The 15,127-nt window shown below is 49.0% G+C and carries 12 protein-coding genes and 1 CRISPR repeat array; of the genes, 4 read left to right on the top strand and 8 right to left on the bottom strand.

Going from position 1 to position 15,127, the window contains the following annotated elements:
- Positions 1-475: 475 nt before the first annotated feature.
- Positions 476-814 (top strand): P-II family nitrogen regulator, encoded by a 339-nt coding sequence (locus LVJ83_RS01950; protein WP_244785797.1) that lies wholly within the window; start codon positions 476-478, stop codon positions 812-814.
- 102 nt (positions 815-916) lie between these two features.
- Entirely contained in the window at positions 917-2,179 is a 1,263-nt protein-coding gene (locus LVJ83_RS01945; RefSeq protein ID WP_244787596.1) for an ammonium transporter, read from the top strand.
- Positions 2,180-2,958: 779 nt separating this feature from the next.
- Here LVJ83_RS01945 and LVJ83_RS01940 read toward each other — a convergent pair.
- The 5 genes from LVJ83_RS01940 to LVJ83_RS01920 all read right to left on the bottom strand — a co-directional run bounded on the left by LVJ83_RS01940 (position 2,959) and on the right by LVJ83_RS01920 (position 7,015).
- Positions 2,959-3,390 (bottom strand): ExbD/TolR family protein, encoded by a 432-nt coding sequence (locus LVJ83_RS01940; protein ID WP_244785795.1) that lies wholly within the window; start codon positions 3,388-3,390, stop codon positions 2,959-2,961.
- A gap of 4 nt (positions 3,391-3,394) precedes the next feature.
- Positions 3,395-4,054: a MotA/TolQ/ExbB proton channel family protein gene (locus tag LVJ83_RS01935; protein WP_244785793.1), complete on the bottom strand. Its 660-nt coding sequence runs from the start codon at positions 4,052-4,054 to the stop codon at positions 3,395-3,397.
- A 262-nt stretch (positions 4,055-4,316) separates the two neighbouring features.
- Positions 4,317-5,135 carry an energy transducer TonB gene (locus LVJ83_RS01930; RefSeq protein ID WP_244785791.1) on the bottom strand — a complete coding sequence of 273 codons (819 nt, stop codon included), beginning with the start codon at positions 5,133-5,135 and terminating at the stop codon, positions 4,317-4,319.
- Between the two features lie 288 nt (positions 5,136-5,423).
- The gene (locus LVJ83_RS01925; protein ID WP_244785789.1) at positions 5,424-6,239 is read right to left on the bottom strand and encodes a lysophospholipid acyltransferase family protein; all 816 of its coding nucleotides are present in this window, start codon (positions 6,237-6,239) and stop codon (positions 5,424-5,426) included.
- Positions 6,240-6,262: 23 nt separating this feature from the next.
- Positions 6,263-7,015 (bottom strand): GNAT family N-acetyltransferase, encoded by a 753-nt coding sequence (locus tag LVJ83_RS01920; protein ID WP_244785787.1) that lies wholly within the window; start codon positions 7,013-7,015, stop codon positions 6,263-6,265.
- 413 nt (positions 7,016-7,428) lie between these two features.
- Between LVJ83_RS01920 and LVJ83_RS01915 the strand changes: the two genes are divergently transcribed.
- Both LVJ83_RS01915 and LVJ83_RS01910 read left to right on the top strand, forming a co-directional pair.
- Positions 7,429-8,535 carry a porin gene (locus tag LVJ83_RS01915; RefSeq protein WP_244785785.1) on the top strand — a complete coding sequence of 369 codons (1,107 nt, stop codon included), beginning with the start codon at positions 7,429-7,431 and terminating at the stop codon, positions 8,533-8,535.
- A 686-nt stretch (positions 8,536-9,221) separates the two neighbouring features.
- Positions 9,222-9,794 carry a YagU family protein gene (locus LVJ83_RS01910; protein WP_244785783.1) on the top strand — a complete coding sequence of 191 codons (573 nt, stop codon included), beginning with the start codon at positions 9,222-9,224 and terminating at the stop codon, positions 9,792-9,794.
- 144 nt (positions 9,795-9,938) lie between these two features.
- Here the strand turns inward: LVJ83_RS01910 and LVJ83_RS01905 are convergent, their stop codons facing one another.
- The 3 genes from LVJ83_RS01905 to cas1 all read right to left on the bottom strand — a co-directional run bounded on the left by LVJ83_RS01905 (position 9,939) and on the right by cas1 (position 15,126).
- Positions 9,939-10,538: a uracil-DNA glycosylase family protein gene (locus tag LVJ83_RS01905; RefSeq protein ID WP_244785781.1), complete on the bottom strand. Its 600-nt coding sequence runs from the start codon at positions 10,536-10,538 to the stop codon at positions 9,939-9,941.
- Between the two features lie 210 nt (positions 10,539-10,748).
- Positions 10,749-13,819: direct repeats of the CRISPR family, unit length 36 nt; unit sequence GTTGCGGTTCTAAGCCAATCTCTTTTAAAGTACAAT.
- A 59-nt stretch (positions 13,820-13,878) separates the two neighbouring features.
- Positions 13,879-14,181, bottom strand: coding sequence for a CRISPR-associated endonuclease Cas2 (gene cas2, locus LVJ83_RS01900; RefSeq protein WP_244785779.1), 303 nt, complete (start codon positions 14,179-14,181; stop codon positions 13,879-13,881).
- A gap of 51 nt (positions 14,182-14,232) precedes the next feature.
- Positions 14,233-15,126 (bottom strand): type II CRISPR-associated endonuclease Cas1, encoded by an 894-nt coding sequence (cas1, locus tag LVJ83_RS01895; RefSeq protein ID WP_244785777.1) that lies wholly within the window; start codon positions 15,124-15,126, stop codon positions 14,233-14,235.
- Position 15,127 lies beyond the last annotated feature (1 nt).

Here is a 15,127-nt window from a genome sequence, read left to right as displayed (position 1 = left end):
TCAATTATCTTTCGAGCACCGTGCGCCCGAATCTGGTTTGCCGTGTTCCATCACCATATGCCAACGAAAATAAATCTTTAAGCTGCGATTATACCCGACTGCCGTGCCAGCCCAAAATATTGTGAACGGCGCGCCGGGTTTTTTGTTGTTTTATTCCATATACAGCAGAATACAATCTCAAAAATTTAATAGATTACATCTGAAAAACAGCCAAACCGTCGATAAAAGGCCGTCTGAATCAAAATAAAAATTATAAAATTCCAATTATTATTTAAATAATAAAATATTATATTAATTAACAACATTTTGAAATTAATATACAAATATAGATTCACCATTTTAACGCAGATTGCTGCTAAATCTGCCCATTTTGTTAAAATTGTCAACAATTCTATTGCGAAGCAGCTGCTTTGTGAAGTAAGGTTAAGCCTACCTATCCAGCAACCGATTGTTGACACTTCAAAGGGAGCAGCAAATGAAAAAAGTAACAGCCATGATTAAGCCGTTCAAACTGGACGATGTGCGTGAAGCCTTGAGTGATATAGGCATTCAGGGGATGACGGTTACCGAAGTCAAGGGTTTCGGGCGCCAGAAAGGCCACACCGAAGTGTATCGCGGCGCCGAATATGCGGTGGATTTTTTGCCCAAAATCCAGATTGACATTGTCTTGGCCGATGATGCCGTGGAGCGTGCGATTGAAACCATTATCGAAACCGCACGCACCGGAAAAGTGGGCGACGGCAAAATTTTCGTCACCCCTGTCGATCAAGTTATCCGCATCCGCACCGGTGAAACCGGCGATGTTGCCGTGTAATCAAATTACAATTAAAACGGTTTGAAAAGGAACCCCAATATGAAAAACATCAACACCAAGCAGACCGCCGCCGCCCTGCTCGCCCTTGTGCCTGCCGCAGCCATGGCCGCGGGCACCGAAGACTGGTGGAAACCTTTCAGCGATATCAATTCGGGCGACACCGCCTGGGTGATGACCTCCGCCGCACTGGTATTGTTTATGACCCTGCCCGGCCTGGCACTGTTTTACGGCGGCATGGTGCGCAAGAAAAACATTCTCTCCACCATGATGCACAGCTTTTCGATTGCCGCTCTGGTCAGCGTGTTATGGATGGTTATCGGCTACTCGCTGGCGTTCACACCCGGCAATGCCTTTATCGGCGGCCTCGACCGCATATTCTTGAGCGGCATGAGCATGGACATGGCCAAAGAAATGACCACGGTATCACCCAACGCCGGCAGTGTGCCTGAAACCGTGTTTATGTTTTTCCAAATGACATTCGCCATCATTTCAACCGCCATCATCACCGGCGCCTTTGCCGAGCGCATGAAATATTCGGCCATGATGCTGTTTTCCGGCTTGTGGATGCTGCTGGTTTACGTGCCGACCGCACACTGGGTGTGGGGCGGCGGCTTTATGGGTGAAGGCGGCGTATTCGATTATGCCGGCGGCACCGTGGTACACATCAATGCCGGTGTAGCCGGCTTGGTGGCAGCCATTGTGTTGGGCAAACGCATCGGCTACGGCAAAGAAGCCATGCCGCCGCACAATATGGCGCTCACCTTAGTGGGTGCGGCAATGCTGTGGGTGGGTTGGTTCGGCTTTAACGCAGGTTCTGCCGTTGCTGCCGATGCCTCTGCCGGCATGGCCATGGCCGTTACCCAAATTGCTGCTGCTTCAGCCGCATTAACCTGGCTTGCTTGTGAAAAAATTGCCGGTCACCGCCCTTCAGCATTGGGCCTGGCTTCCGGCGCAGTAGCCGGCTTGGTGGGCATTACCCCGGCGGCCGGTTTTGTCGACCCGCAAGGTGCTTTGGCCATCGGCATACTCACCGCAGCAGGCGCTTACCTGGCTTCCGTAGTCATCAAACGCAAACTGGGCTATGACGATTCGCTTGATGCTTTCGGCATTCACGGCTTCGGCGGCATTATCGGTGCCGTATTGACCGGCGTGTTTTTCAACAACCAGGTTTTCGGCGGCGATGCAACCGTAGGCTCGCAAGTGTTTATTCAACTGAAAGATGCACTGACCACTGTGGTTTACACCGGTGTGGTTAGCTTTGTGATTCTGAAAGTGGTGGAAGTGGTATGCGGCGGCCTGCGTGTAGAAAAAGACGTGGAACGCGAAGGCCTCGACCTGAATGTACACGGCGAACGTGTGGAATAAGCAAAGATATCCAGCAGTTTTCACAGCCCGGGCTTCCCGGGCTTTTTTTGGCTGCCGGCAAGCGACGGGCAGCAGATACGACAACACCGCCAGATGATACCCATTCACAAAAGTAGGCTGACAAAGCGGCTGCCGAAGACAGTACAGTGAGTACGGCAAGGCAAGCCAACACAGTCAGGTTATTTTTGTGAATGGGTATGAGCGGTGCGTACAGCCAAGATTACCCGATATACGCCGAGGTGTTGCCAAGGCAGCCGAAGTTGGCGCAGGAATAGGCCGTCTGAAAATGAGGATAATGGTGGAATGCGCGATAAAGCAAACCTGCGCTTTGCCGCCCTCTCCCCACCCCTCCCCGCAGGGGAGGGAGCCAGGTTGCTGAAGCGGTAAGGTTGGCGGGAAAAAACAAACGCCGGCAAAAACGTGCAACGGCAAAACAACAGCAACCGAGTTCCCTCTCCCTTGGGAGAGGGAACAAGCCGATAGGCTTAAATAACGGTCAGGCCGTCTGAAACCCCAAAATGAGTTTTTGATAAGCACCGGCTATCTGATAGCCATTTACAAAAGTAAGCTGACAAGGCGGCGAGCCGACGCCGTTAGCTTATTTTGTAAATGAGCATCAGACAACAAGGTCAGAATAATTCGGTGGCACAACCATACTTTATTGAACGCCTCTGCAACAATCCGCCCAAACACACTGAGGCCGTCTGAAACAAAGGTTTCAGACGGCCTGCTGATATCCAGCTGATGATAATCTGCCTTTGCGGCAATTTATTTCTGCATCAATCAGCTTTGGTTTCGGTGATAAAACCGATTTTGCTCACGCCGGCTTCACGCGCCGCATTGAGCGCCTGTGCCACAAAATCATAGGGCACATCTTTATCAGCAGCAATGGCCACGATGGTGTTTTCATTAACATCATGCGCCTGCTTCAATTCTGCGGTCAGCGCTTCCAGGCTTTGCTTGTCGGCGGTTTCGGCGCCGAGATAATAGGCGCCGTCCGCATCGATGGTCAGCCGCACCGGCTCTTTAGGCTGATTTTCCTGCTTGGCGTTTTCAGAAGCGGTGGGCAGTTGCAGCGGAATCGAATGCGTGAGCACCGGCATGGTGATCATAAACACAATTAAGAGTACCAACATCACATCCACCAGCGGAGTGACGTTGATATCGGACATCGGCGCATCTTCGCCGGAATTCATCGAACCGAATGCCATGGGTTTAATCCTTGCTGTTTAACAGTTGCACGTGCAAATCATGGGCGTAAGCATCCATATCTTGCGACAGGGTTTTGTTGCCGCGCACCAAAAAGTTGTAGGCCAGCACGGCGGGAATCGCCACAAACAGGCCGGCAGCGGTGGCCACCAAGGCTTCACCGATGGGGCCGGCCACGGCGGCAATGCTCATCTGGCCGCTCTCGCTGATGTTGATCAATGCATGGTAAATACCCCATACCGTGCCAAACAGACCGATAAACGGTGCAGTGGCGCCGATAGAGGCCAGAGCGGTCAGGCCGCCGTCGAAACGGCGCATGATTTGGCTCATGCTGTTGCGGATCTGGCGCACCAGATATTCGCTCAACGGCACGGCGGCGGCAATTTTGGTGTCTTTATACTGGCAGTAGTTTTCATGCGCTTTCACAGCTTCGAGGGTCAGGTCGCTGATGGGCGAGTCAACATCGCGCACTTGTGCCACAGCTTCTTCCAGAGTATTGGCGTTCCAAATCAGCTTCTGCACTTCGGCATTGCCTTTTTTGGCACGGCGCAATTTCAGCGCCCGCACCACAATTACCGTCCATGTGATGATGCTCATCAACACCAGCACGAGAAACACGCTCATCAGCACATAATCGCCTGATTGGAAAACTAAAGCTAAATTCATTTTTTATTCCATATAAATTAAATTAATCATTAAAACCGCCCGCATGTTTTCAGACGGCCTGAAGGTTCAATCGGTTTGGCACATACCTGCTACCATATGCTGCTGCGGTTTCAACCGGCACCTGCCGCGAAAGCCCGGCAAACGGCGGCGGCCAACCTCAATTTAAGCGCTTTGCTCATTTAATCGACAGGTATTTTGCCCGATATCTTCATATGCGCTTCGAGCACGAAAATCCTGAACAAAAACCGCCCGCACGCAAGCGCTACTCAAGCTTAAATACCACCGGCACGCTGTATTCGGTCCAAACTTTGGTTTGGAAACGGCCGTTGCGTGCGGCTTGCCGCGCGGCGCGATCCAAACGGTTGTGGCCGCTGCTTTTGGCTACGGTAACATTGGATACCTTGCCGCCGGGCGCCACCATAATCTTCAACAACACCGTGCCCTCTTCACCGTTTTCCTGCGACAACGGCGGATAAGGCGGGCGCGGAAGCTGGCCGGTGGCTTTTACCGCATTGCCGGCGCTGCTGCCCGCACCGGTGCCGCCGCCCATACCGGAGCCGCTGCCGCCGCTGCCGGCTCCCGTGCCTTCGCCGCGACCGCTGCCACGGCCTTCATTGCTGCCGGGCGCATTGTTGCCGCGGGCTTCGCCGCTGCCGCGGTTATCGGCCGCAGCCGTACGCGCCGGCGCCTGCTCTGCCGGCTGTGCGCGCGGCTGCGGTTTAGGCTGCTCCGGCTCTTTGGGCGGCTCGATTTTTTCAGGCTCTTTGGGCTTGGGTTTTTCGATTTTCTGACGGATATCCGCCTGCTCATTTTTGGTGACTACCGGCTTGATTACCGGCTTTTCCACCGACTTGGGCTTGGGCACCACTTTTTTAGGAGGTGGGGGCGGCGGGCGGACAGCTTCGGGGGCGGCTTCGGGCTTTCCGTCACCTCCGCCTAAGTCGCCCAGATCGACAAATTCGATGTGTTCGACCACCCCTTGCACCGGCATGCCCGTGCGCCACAGCAACGACATCAAACCGATGTGCAATAATGCCATCACGGCAAATACCGATGGCGTAAGGATACGTTCGTTTTTCATAATCACGCAATGTTAATAGCAATTATTCCTGTTTGCAACCTATTTTACGCTTTATCCATCGATATTTATCCTCATCTTTTGATTTTAATAATCTTTTTTATAATAAAAGAATGTATAGTACCTAAAATTACACCCACCAAACAATCAACCGGCTAAAGATAACAGGCCGTCTGAAACTTTCAGGCGGCCTGTTATCTGCTGCAACATCCTCCTGACCACTCCCGCTATCGGGGGCATCAGGCGTGATTTTTCCTTCAAGCACGTTTGCACGCTCTTCAGCATGCCCGATCAGCTTGCCCGCGCCCATTCCTGCGCGGTAGCAGTGTAGGTTGTCTGCACCAGACACACCGGTTCGGCCAATTTATCCGCCATTCGTGCATACACTTTTTCAGCCAATTCGCGACGGCTGCCCTGCGCCGGCACCGGCGGTAGAAAATCCAACACCACCAAACTGCCTTGCCGCTGCCGCAAAATCAAGCACAACGACTGCCACAAACTGGTATCGCCGCAATAAGCCATATTCGGATTCAAGCACCCGCCGCCATCCACATAGCGGCACAACAAAGGCCATACAGCGCTGCGCCGATCCAATGCCGCCTGAAAAAAGCTTGATTTAAACGGCAACAGCCTGTCGCCCATAGAGGTGGTGCCTTCGGGGAACAACACCAAATTATCGCCGGACTGCAAAATAGCCGCCGCTTGAGCCACTTTAGCCTGCGTGCTGCCGCTGCGTTCCCGCGCCACAAACAATGTGCCCGTCTGCCGCGCCAGATAGCCGACCAGCGGCCAGCGGGCAACCTCAGCCTTGGCAACAAAACGGTTGGGCATCACCGCATTCAGAGCAAAAATATCCAGCCACGACACATGATTGGCCACCAACAGATTACCGCCGGCACACGGCAGCGGCGGCAGGCCGCGCACCTGCAACGCCACCCCGCAAATCGACAGCAAGCGCTGCGACCATGCCTGAATGCGGTCACGCTTTTGCGCCGGGCTTAAAAAGCGGAACAAAAATGCCATCTGCAACACCCCGCCGGCCACATGCCAGCCGATACACAGCAAGCGTACCGGCAAACGTAAAAGGCTGATTTTTGATTCATTCATATCGATAGAGGCCGTCTGAAAACTTACTTGGCAAAATGCTTGAGATACCGCGGGCTCACGCGCGACATCGGCATCATAATCAGCACATCGGCGCAGTTGAAATCCGCATCCCAAGCCGGCTCCCCGCAGATATAGGCTCCGGCGCGCAAATAGCCCTTGATCAGTGCCGGGCATTCGGCAGGCACATCATGGCTGAAAGCCTGCAACGGCAGCGGCAAATGCGGAAACACACGATATTCGGGTGGGCAAAGATAATCCTGCGCCAGCTTCCGATACAGGCTGGCCGCAAAATGGCCGCCATCGGCCATGCTCATGCTGCCGCAACCGATCATGTATTCCAATTTCTGCATCTGCATAAATTTCACCAAGCCCGACCACAACAGCATCACCGTACCGCCGTGGCGGTAATCACGGTGTACACAAGCACGCCCCAGCTCCACCGTGTGCGGCAGCAGATGCGCGATACGCCCCAAATCAAACTCACTCTCACTATACCAGCCGCCCAACGCACGCGCGCCTTCGGCCGTGAGCAAGCGGTAGCAGCCCACCGCCCGGCCGCTGTTGTCGTCGCGCACAATCAAATGGCGGCAATATTCATCATAACGGTCGCTATCCAAACCATCGGCGCTTCGGATATTGGCGCCCAATTCTTCGGCAAACACTTTATAGCGCAGCCGCTGCGCTTCTTCGATATCCGCATCGCAGCGTGCCAGCGACACAGTTAAACGACTCGGCACAGCGGCATGGCCGCTTGCGGTTTCACGTTGCAGCATCATCATTCTCCATAGGACAATACCGCCACTCTACAAAGCCATGATGACAACACCGTGAAGGTTTTATAACAAATACATGAAAACAAGCCGCCCAACTTTTCAGACGGCCTGATTCAGCCAAAAACAATAACCGCCCAAAGCATCAGAATAAGGCTTTGGCAAAACTGTCTCCCCAACCGCAAAACGACGGCGCGATTGCACGCTTCCACGCTGAAAAAGTATTTTGTACGGCTTCAAAAATGAATATTCATTGAGTTTTTACAAATAAATATTTATCATTACCTTTTTTCACGGTGTACTTGTGCGCACCTTATCACTTTAACACTCAAGCAACCACGGCCAGGCCTGCCCATCACACCAAGCAAAACCGGCAGCCGCATCCAAGGTTTCTGACAACCGCTCCAAGGGAATTTCAAATGAAACAATATCTGGTCCTCGCCTTCACCGCCCTGCCCGCGCTGGCGGCCGCCGAAGTGAAAATGTACGGCCAAATCAAATCCGGCATCGCCGCCGGCCAAGTCAAAATCAGCGGTAGCAACGGCAGCGAAAAAAGCGCCGTGGCCACCGAAATCGTTGACAACACCTCACGCTTCGGCTTTAAAGGCAGCGAAAAAATCAGCGATGATTTAAAAGCTGTTTGGCAGGTGGAGCAACGCATTTCAGTTATCAACGCCCGCGAAGGCTGGGCCACCCGCGACAGCTTTGTCGGCCTTGAAGGCAAATTCGGCAAACTCCGCGCCGGCAACATCAGCAACCAGCTCAACTGGATGGACAATATCGACCCGTGGATGTACAGCAACAACGCCCTCGGCCTCGGCGTATTCACCCGCACCGGCAACCGCAAAGCCTCCATCCGCTACGACACCCCCAAAATTGCCGGCTTCGACGCCAACATTCAAGTTTCCCCGCGCGACAATCAAAACCCGGCCGACCGCCGCACCCACCGCCAGCCCGAACAAACCCAATACGATGCCGGCCTCAACTACAGCAACGCAGGCTATTTTGTGCAACTCGGCTACAATATGCGCAAAAACCGCTATCAAAACAGCAACGGCGCCTACAAAGACAGCCACGTAGGCCGCCTGCTGGCAGGCTATGATGCCAATAACCTCTTTATCGGCGTAGGCGCACAGCATGCTAAAGGCTATGAAACCGGCAACAGCTATATCGGCTATTTCACCAACGGCTTCAACAGCTATAACGGCGCCTCTATCCGCGAAGACAAAAGCGAAGCCGTTAAAGTAACCGACGCCGCCGTTACCGCCACCTACCGCTTCGGCAACATCAAACCGCAAATTACCTATGCCCACGGCTGGGCGGCCAAAGGCGTCAACAGCGGCGATTTGCTGGTCGACAAATTCGACCAAATCATTCTCGGCGGCGACTACCGCTTCAGCAAACGCACTTCCGCCCGCCTCTCCATGGCGCATGTGCGCGTAGGCAGCAAAACCCGTCTCAACAACGGCAACACCGGCAAAATCCAACAAACCGCCGCCCAACTCGGCCTGCACCACCGCTTTTAACAGCTGTTCCGACAAAGCGAACCCTTAGGGTGTCCTGATGTGTCGATTTATGGGTGTATTTTGCCCCCTGAAAGTGCAGCTGCTGCGTTAAAAATCCTCGCAAGATGTCCAATCTTGCTGCGTTTTTTTGCCTGGCATCTGCATTTTTATCACAAAAAATCTGAATCATTCTGAATGGTCAGGACACCCTAGGGTGTCCTGATGTGTCGATTTATGGGTGTATTTTGCCCCTGAAAGTGCAGCTGCTGCGTTAAAAAGCCTCGCAAGATGCCCAATCTTGCTGCGTTTTTTTGCCTGGCATCAGCACTTTTATCACAAAAAATCTGAATCATTCTGAATTGTCCGGACACCCTAGCAAAATCTCAGTTGAAACCAAATGCAGTTCGCTTATTGCTGTGAATAAGCCTCAGGCCGTCTGAAACGCCCCAACGTTTCAGACGGCCTTTTATTTGAGCCGCACCTGATTTAACACCATAAGCAAATAAATGTTAACGCAACCATCATCATGACAATTGGCTTGTCGATAAAAATCATTAAATATCAAATCAGTAAAATTATTTTCACCACTCCCGAATTGTAATAATATTACAATTTATTTTGAAACTTGATTTATATCAAAGTCTAAACGCATAAACCACCCAATAATGGCGACACCAAATTTACAAAACCCAACAGGAAACCATCTGATGAGCACACTCAAGCCCCCCGCCTCCGCCCGCCAAATCAACTGCAAAATCATTATCTGGACCACCCTGATCGGCGGTTTTTTCAGCTCCTTAGTCAAATGGGGCTCCGAAGTCAACATGCCGCCGCGCATGCCCGGCGAAATTTCGCCGCCGGGCGCCAACATCGATGCCTGGCTCGGCTGGCTCGGCTTTAATTCCCACTCGCTCGATTACGTTTACCAAGGCGTAACCGTACCCGGCGCGGTGACTTTATACCATTGGCTGTTCAGCTTCGTATTTGCCTTTGTTTACGTGGCCGGTTCGGTTTACTGGCCGAAAATCCGCCTGTGGTACGGCGCTTTTTACGGTCTGGTCATCACCATCGTGATGCACGGCCTGCTGATTCCGATGCTCGGCTTCCGCAACCCCGCCTATGCCGACGGCGCCACCGGCTGGCTGTGGAACCTCAACGCCGCCGAATTGTGGAGCGAAATTCTCGGCCACGTTTATTGGTCGGTATCGATTGAAGTGTGTATGATTGCCGTACTTGCCTACTTCGCCCGCCCGATTAAAGGCGATTGGGTTGCCAAATAATACCCTTGCACACGAATAACCTAACCGCGTTGGCTCGCCGCCTTGTTCGCTTACTTTTGTAAATGGATATAACCGCATCAAACAACCCAATAAAAACGCACCATGCAATCAACATGGTGCGTTTTTATTGGGCATACCCAACCTTCAGACGGCCTCAAGCAAACCGATTTCCCGAAAAAAACCCGCATACGCCTCAGCCTTTTTCGCCAACGCCAACGGATACGCCCGCGACGACGACGGCAACCGATACAGCCTCAAACACCGCCCCGCAAACTGCGCTTTACTGAAAGCGCCAATCGCAGGCTTCACCGTTTCAGACGGCATCAATTGCAACAAAGTATCCGTCGCCAACTCGCCCGTAGTCATCAGCGTATTGCAACGCGGCATCTGTGCCAGCAAAGCCGCCAAATCCACCGGCTCGACAATCTGCAAAAATTTATCCGCCGCATTGCCTTGCAAGCGCTTGATTTTATATGCCGTATCGCTGATGGCAATGCCTTTTTCGTTGAGAAAATCCCGAATAAGCCGCTCCTTAAACGCCTTACCGCCCGCCTCGACAAAATAATCTTTGTCATCAAAAAACACCAGCCCGAAAATCCGCCACATATCGTTTTGGAAATTCGGATAATAAAAATCCATCTTCCAACGCACACGCGGCGGTGGAAACGAGCCAAGCATCAACAGCTTGGCATTGGGCGGAGTGAATGGAAGTAAGGGGTGGGTTTCGGTGGGAAAATCAGCCATAGCTATATCCGCGTTATTTTATAGAAAAGAAAAGAAAATGAAGCAACCGTATCTTTTAAATAAAAAATTTTTTGAAAATAAAATTCACAAGGAATATTTAGAATGAAAGTTGCCGAATCTATAAATATTATTTTCCGAAGGCATATTACTTTAAATCTAATCAAACTTTCTGAATTATAACCTTCATAGTACCGCCCACCAGCGCATCTTGTTGCCGTTCTAAGCCGATCTCTTTTAAAGTACAATCGCCACTGCTTGGGATGATAAGGGTGTGTAGTTGCGGTTCTAAGCCAATCTCTTTTAAAGTACAATTGCCCGAAAATGATAACGGAGTGGGATAAAGTTGCGGTTCTAAGCCAATCTCTTTTAAAGTACAATGCCAAGGCCGCGTTGAACGCACGGTCATAGGTTGCGGTTCTAAGCCAATCTCTTTTAAAGTACAATCGGATTTATCCGGAAACGCAGGAACGGAAAGTTGCGGTTCTAAGCCAATCTCTTTTAAAGTACAATAAAGACCGCAGCCACCCGGTAGCCGTCACAGTTGCGGTTCTAAGCCAATCTCTTTTAAAGTACAATGCATGGCTCGCGGAAGCGCGCAAGCATATGTTGCGGTTCTAAGCCAATCTCTTTTAAAGTACAATCTCATGCAATAGCTGTAGCGCACCAGTACGGTTGCGGTTCTAAGCTAATCTCTTTTAAAGTACAATAAAGACCGCAGCCACCCGGTAGCCGTCACAGTTGCGGTTCTAAGCCAATCTCTTTTAAAGTACAATTAGGTTGCAGAACAGCAGTTGGTTTGTCTTGTTGCGGTTCTAAGCCAATCTCTTTTAAAGTACAATGGGCCATTTCATCTCCACGAACTATTAGAGGTTGCGGTTCTAAGCCAATCTCTTTTAAAGTACAATATCAAGACGGCAAACCAGAACAAACAAGATGTTGCGGTTCTAAGCCAATCTCTTTTAAAGTACAATATTTCCCAGCTTCGATATTGTCGGTTATCTGTTGCGGTTCTAAGCCAATCTCTTTTAAAGTACAATAACGAGTACCACCATGTTTCATTGCGCTTGGTTGCGGTTCTAAGCCAATCTCTTTTAAAGTACAATTCTTGAGCCAGCGACATGCGCGCATAAGCAGTTGCGGTTCTAAGCCAATCTCTTTTAAAGTACAATGGCTATTGTGTTGTCCTTCATAACAACACCGTTGCGGTTCTAAGCCAATCTCTTTTAAAGTACAATACGGCGAAACGGACACTCTCCATTAAATTAGTTGCGGTTCTAAGCCAATCTCTTTTAAAGTACAATGATTTACCAATGCCGCCCTTGCCCTGAATTGTTGCGGTTCTAAGCCAATCTCTTTTAAAGTACAATTTGGCTGGAAACAGGTATCGGTAAAATATAGTTGCGGTTCTAAGCCAATCTCTTTTAAAGTACAATGCGGGGTGGCAGCAGGTACATTTGCGCTTAGTTGCGGTTCTAAGCCAATCTCTTTTAAAGTACAATGGAGATAAGAAGGTATTGGGTCACCCGATGGTTGCGGTTCTAAGCCAATCTCTTTTAAAGTACAATGGGAATGACTGTTGTTGTTACTGAACCATCGTTGCGGTTCTAAGCCAATCTCTTTTAAAGTACAATGCCCTGTGCTTGCGGTAAAACCAGTCATTGGTTGCGGTTCTAAGCCAATCTCTTTTAAAGTACAATACGCCTGTTGTGCTGAATATGTCTAGAGGTGTTGCGGTTCTAAGCCAATCTCTTTTAAAGTACAATTGGGCTTAATGTCTTCCGGTGAAGAACAGCGTTGCGGTTCTAAGCCAATCTCTTTTAAAGTACAATATCACCTTGCACTTGTCGCCTGAGGCTGAGGTTGCGGTTCTAAGCCAATCTCTTTTAAAGTACAATTCATACCATTGGTACTTATTATGAAGCAACGTTGCGGTTCTAAGCCAATCTCTTTTAAAGTACAATGCAATGCTTTTGTTCTTTTAGGGGCATTTAGTTGCGGTTCTAAGCCAATCTCTTTTAAAGTACAATACCAACGTGTTTAGGCATGTTGGTTTTGTAGTTGCGGTTCTAAGCCAATCTCTTTTAAAGTACAATAAGCTTATTGGTGTGAATACTACCGATACCGTTGCGGTTCTAAGCCAATCTCTTTTAAAGTACAATTTCGGCTTTGGGTTTTTCCCGTTCTTCGAAGTTGCGGTTCTAAGCCAATCTCTTTTAAAGTACAATGCTTCATCAACTATAAGAACAGAGCCGTTTGTTGCGGTTCTAAGCCAATCTCTTTTAAAGTACAATGCTCCAATGGTTTTTTAAGCTACCTCCGAGGTTGCGGTTCTAAGCCAATCTCTTTTAAAGTACAATGCTCCAATGGTTTTTTAAGCTACCTCCGAGGTTGCGGTTCTAAGCCAATCTCTTTTAAAGTACAATTCCTCAACTACCAGTCGCTTACTGACAGTAGTTGCGGTTCTAAGCCAATCTCTTTTAAAGTACAATATATAGTATGGGCATTAATGTTTACATATAGTTGCGGTTCTAAGCCAATCTCTTTTAAAGTACAATACGTGGCTATGATGCATCAACGGGCGTATGGTTGCGGTTCTAAGCCAATCTCTTTTAAAGTACAATCTGAACAGTAGGGTTAAGTAAAATTACTCAGTTGCGGTTCTAAGCCAATCTCTTTTAAAGTACAATTGGTGCGAATGTCATGCGCCTGCCCCCTCAGTTGCGGTTCTAAGCCAATCTCTTTTAAAGTACAATCCATACACAAATCAAGAAGGAAAACCAGAAGTTGCGGTTCTAAGCCAATCTCTTTTAAAGTACAATCTGGCGCGCATTCATCACGTCACCCCGTTCGTTGCGGTTCTAAGCCAATCTCTTTTAAAGTACAATGCAGAGTTCAACACGTCTACCATCGTCCCTGTTGCGGTTCTAAGCCAATCTCTTTTAAAGTACAATTGGTTTCTTTCGGTGTGATAACCAGGCTGGGTTGCGGTTCTAAGCCAATCTCTTTTAAAGTACAATACCAGCCCGAACGCTATCAAACATCCGCCTGTTGCGGTTCTAAGCCAATCTCTTTTAAAGTACAATATTAATTGAAAATATCCCCAGCAGGGGGATGTTGCGGTTCTAAGCCAATCTCTTTTAAAGTACAATGAGGGTGGGAAAGCATAGATTCTAGCATAAGTTGCGGTTCTAAGCCAATCTCTTTTAAAGTACAATTTGGCGGCTATTGGTATGCTAGGCATTCCAGTTGCGGTTCTAAGCCAATCTCTTTTAAAGTACAATAGAAGCGATAAACTATCAACATTACAGATAGTTATCGCTTTTTCTTTATCTCAAAAATATCAAAACAATAAAAGCTGATCGGGTTTATCCGGCATCCTCTCAATTTGGTTATTGTGAATACAAATAATATCGGCAAACTGTTTATCAGTAAAAAACAGAATGCTCACTTTCCCAACAGGTGTATTGTCTTCGATCAACTTAATGATTTTAGGCGAATTTTCACGAACACCAATATATTTGAAATAAACTGACAATTGCGACATTTGAAAGCCGTTGTCTTTCAAGAAATTTCTAAACCGGTTCGCTCTCTGGCGGTCTGCCTCATCCAGCGTAGGCAAATCAAACATCACAACAAGCCACATTGTTCGGTATCCTGAATGTTTCATAAGCAAACAATTAAAATTTGTAAAGCGCTATATAAAACGCTTTAGCATAGATTTAGGTAATTTCAAAGCTTGGTTATTGTTCAAATAACTTTTTGCCAAGCTCTGCGACAGTATTTGCATACTATTGGCAACCGTTTGCCAGCGCGTATCGACCCTTAATAGCCGTTCTAATACATCTACCAAGATTTTCTTGCTGTGTGCACACAAATCTTCATGCCCATTCTGCACAAGCTGATAGACAGTGTAATCAACTAAAGGACGGAATGGCTCAATTAAATCATCAGCAAGGCAAAAAGCATTGTGCCGGTGTTTATGATGTATGCCTATCGCAGGGTGCAGGCCGGCGGCACAAATTTCTCGTGCCAGAGTGCTGCGAAGTATTGTATAGCCGTAATTTAGCAAGCTATTTGGCTGTTCGCCATATTGATGACGGCGAAAAGCTTGGCCAAACAATAAAACCCAGTATTTTCTCGCAGCTTGAGCTTCTACATTGCTACGGTCACCCGATGAAACCTTTGCCCTCAGATCAAGTAAATCATGATCGGGCAGACCGATTTCATTCAATACAGCCGCCTGCATTTTGATTTTTGCCTGAATAATTTTCTGCCACAAAAGATTATTTTGACCGTTTGTGGCTGCTATTTGTGCAGCCAACACTGGCACTGGTGCATGATGGACAGCCACTGGCTGTATAATGCTGACCGGCATAAAACTGCTGTCGGTTAACACCAAAGGAATATTCCGCTCTGACAGTTTGACTAAAAGATTGTGAGAGTAAGTCAGCCCATGAGCTTTAGCGATAATGGCTGTGATGTGGTCCAAATCAATTCTGGAAACTTCCTGCTGTCCTTTTGCTAACAGCAGGAAGCCTCTCTCAGTATGCAAATAAACACTTTGTTCGCTGATTTCCACAACAGACATA

This window comes from Uruburuella testudinis (assembly GCF_022870865.1).
Lineage (GTDB): Bacteria > Pseudomonadota > Gammaproteobacteria > Burkholderiales > Neisseriaceae > Neisseria > Neisseria testudinis.
Note: the sequence above shows the minus strand (reverse complement) of the source record. Positions and strands in the feature narration are given on the sequence as shown.